The 2,425-nt window shown below is 46.6% G+C and carries 6 protein-coding genes; all 6 read left to right on the top strand.

The window, feature by feature from the left end; genetic code table 11:
• Positions 1-281, top strand: a 281-nt coding sequence (locus DRF71_RS19600; protein WP_112312257.1) for a phage major capsid protein, incomplete at its 5' end; no start/stop codon positions are given.
• A gap of 107 nt (positions 282-388) precedes the next feature.
• On the top strand, positions 389-670 hold the full coding sequence (locus DRF71_RS19595; RefSeq protein ID WP_112312256.1) for a head-tail connector protein: 282 nt from the start codon (positions 389-391) through the stop codon (positions 668-670).
• Positions 670-990 carry a phage head closure protein gene (locus DRF71_RS19590; protein WP_112312255.1) on the top strand — a complete coding sequence of 107 codons (321 nt, stop codon included), beginning with the start codon at positions 670-672 and terminating at the stop codon, positions 988-990. The genes DRF71_RS19595 and DRF71_RS19590 overlap by 1 nt, the downstream gene beginning before the upstream one ends.
• 8 nt (positions 991-998) lie before the next feature.
• Positions 999-1,280 carry a hypothetical protein gene (locus DRF71_RS19585; protein WP_157971187.1) on the top strand — a complete coding sequence of 94 codons (282 nt, stop codon included), beginning with the start codon at positions 999-1,001 and terminating at the stop codon, positions 1,278-1,280.
• 180 nt (positions 1,281-1,460) lie between these two features.
• Positions 1,461-1,973, top strand: coding sequence for an HK97-gp10 family putative phage morphogenesis protein (locus DRF71_RS19580; RefSeq protein WP_112312253.1), 513 nt, complete (start codon positions 1,461-1,463; stop codon positions 1,971-1,973).
• On the top strand, positions 1,974-2,339 hold the full coding sequence (locus tag DRF71_RS19575) for a hypothetical protein (protein ID WP_112312252.1): 366 nt from the start codon (positions 1,974-1,976) through the stop codon (positions 2,337-2,339).
• Positions 2,340-2,425 lie beyond the last annotated feature (86 nt).

The following is a 2,425-nucleotide window of genomic DNA, read 5'->3' as shown; positions in this document are numbered from 1 at the left end:
AGGACTACATCTATCAGCCTGCTATTGCTGCTGGTGTCGCTGAAACTCTGCTTGGCCGTCCGGTCTTCGCAGACGAAAACATGCCTGCTGTTGGCGCTGGTGCGAAGCCGGTGATCTTCGGTGACTTCGCTCGCGGCTATCTGATCAGTGATATTGTTGGCCTGACAGTGATCCCCGATCAAGTCACGAATAAAGGCTTCCTGACTCTCTATGCTTCTAAGCGTGTCGGCGGTATTGTGAAAGACGCTAATGCTCTCAAAGCGCTGGTTGTCTCGGCATAAGCCTTCCAAAAATTGAAACTGATAAACCCGGATCATTCATTGGTTCGGGTTTTTTCATTTCCGTAATCCCGTTGATCCTAAATATTCGAAAGCGATAGGGGTAAACCATGATTGAAATTTCTGATGTAAAACGGCACATGCGAGTTGAATTCAATGATGAAGACGACGCGATTACTGCCCTGATTGGCGCGGCAACTGAATATGTTTCAGGCGTCACAGGCGTTTTGAATGATGCAGATTCCCCAAAATCCTATGACTTAGCTTGCATGTTGCTGATCGCGCATTGGTTCGCAAATCGTGAGGCAGTCGTTGCCGGTCAGATGATCAAGGTTCCATATGGTTTTGAAATGCTTTTTCAATCGATCAGACCGGGAAGGGATATGATCTGATGCAATCCGGAAAACTTGATAAGCGAATTACTATCCGGGCGAAAACGCTCATTGATGACGGGTTGCGGAAAAAGGAAGTCTTCACCGATCTGAAATCAGTTTGGGCCAATGTGTCTTATCTCTCAGACGCTCAAAGATTTTCCGCTGGCTCCGCTGGTCGTGACCTGAAAATGAGATTTGTTATTCGCCGCATTCCGGATGTCGAAATCAGCCATGAAAATGAAATCGTATTCTCGGGAAAGACATACTTCATTGATGGAGCAAAGCCTTGGCGTGACGATGAAAACTTTATTGAGATAACTGCGGGGCTGCGGAAATGAGAAATGCATTGATCGGATATATCTTGTTCATTGCTATTGGTGTCAGCGCAGTCGGATTGATAAAAAGCCAGCATAACACTATTTCCGAATTGCGGGATAAGGTTGAACAAATTGAAGAAACACGGGCTGCGGAAGTTGACCATTTCAGCCGCGAACTGATCCGCCTGGAAGATTTGAAGAATAAGGAATTGAGTTTGGAGAAGTCGAATGTTGAAGCGTATGAGGATGTTTCTGGCAGGGATTGCCTGTTTGCTGTTAGTCGGCTGTTCAGGGTCGATCAAATCAAGTGAACAGTATTTCGCTCCTGATGTGATCGCCCTTTGTGACGATCTGCAAACACTACCCAAAACGGATATTTCACTGGCAGCGGCGGAGAACCTCTGGAAACGAGACCGGCTGGATTACGCCGTATGCTCATCTTCTAAAAAAGAATTGATCCAAACCCTAAAAGATAGGGGAGTAATCCAGCCATGACAACTAAATTCGAAATGGATGGCTGGGAAGATTTGAATAAGGCTCTTGAAGGCTTAGAAAAGCTTTCAACGCAGAAGGCAGCACTGCGGAAAGCATTGGCTAAAGCTGCCCAACCGATGGCCGATGATGCCCGTTCCCGCGCTCCGAAAGGCCCGACAGGTAACCTGCAAAATTCAATTACTGTTTCTGGGAAGCTGAACAAGAGCCAAACCAGAGCGGCAAAGGGTGATAAAGTTAAGCATGAGGTCAATCTTTATGTTGGTCCAAGCTGGCCGAAGGGCGCACATGCTCACCTTGTCGAATTTGGCACTGCCCCGCATAAGAATAAAGGCAAATTCGCGGGATCAGATCACCCTGGCACAAGCCCGAAACCCTTCATGCGGCCCGCCTTCGAAGCTGGAACGAACAAGCTTCTGATCGATCTGGGCGAAGAAATGTGGATTGAAATCAATAAGGCAGTCAAAAATCAAGCAAGACGGCAAGCCAGAGCCGCAAGAAGGGGACAATAAATGGAAATCGCATTTCGAACAATCGTTAAAGAAATCGCGGAAACCGGGGCTGTTTACTGGTCGGATGCTCCAAAGGATGCTGATTACCCGCTTATCCTTCTGCATTTGATCGATGAACAAGCCCAGAATGATTTTGCCGGTCGGCTAAATTTCCGCAGATGTGTGGTTCAGCTTGATATTTGGTCTCTTGATCTGATCGAAGCTAAGACGCTCAAAGATAAATTGAACATACTTGACGGGTATGAGGGGGAGGGGGAAGTCAAGAATGTGCTTATGCGCTCTATCAGAATGAATTCCGATACATCAGCCAATGAGACCCTGTATCGCTATTCTATCGACTATGATGTTTGGTATTCGGAAGGCTAAACTGGCGGTCATCTAAATAACTCTGATTGATCAATCATCAGAGGATTTATAAAATGGCATATTCTATTGGTCGTGGTTCTAAGCCT

The sequence above is a fragment of the Pseudogemmobacter bohemicus genome (assembly GCF_003290025.1).
Classification (GTDB): domain Bacteria; phylum Pseudomonadota; class Alphaproteobacteria; order Rhodobacterales; family Rhodobacteraceae; genus Pseudogemmobacter; species Pseudogemmobacter bohemicus.
Note: the sequence above shows the minus strand (reverse complement) of the source record. Positions and strands in the feature narration are given on the sequence as shown.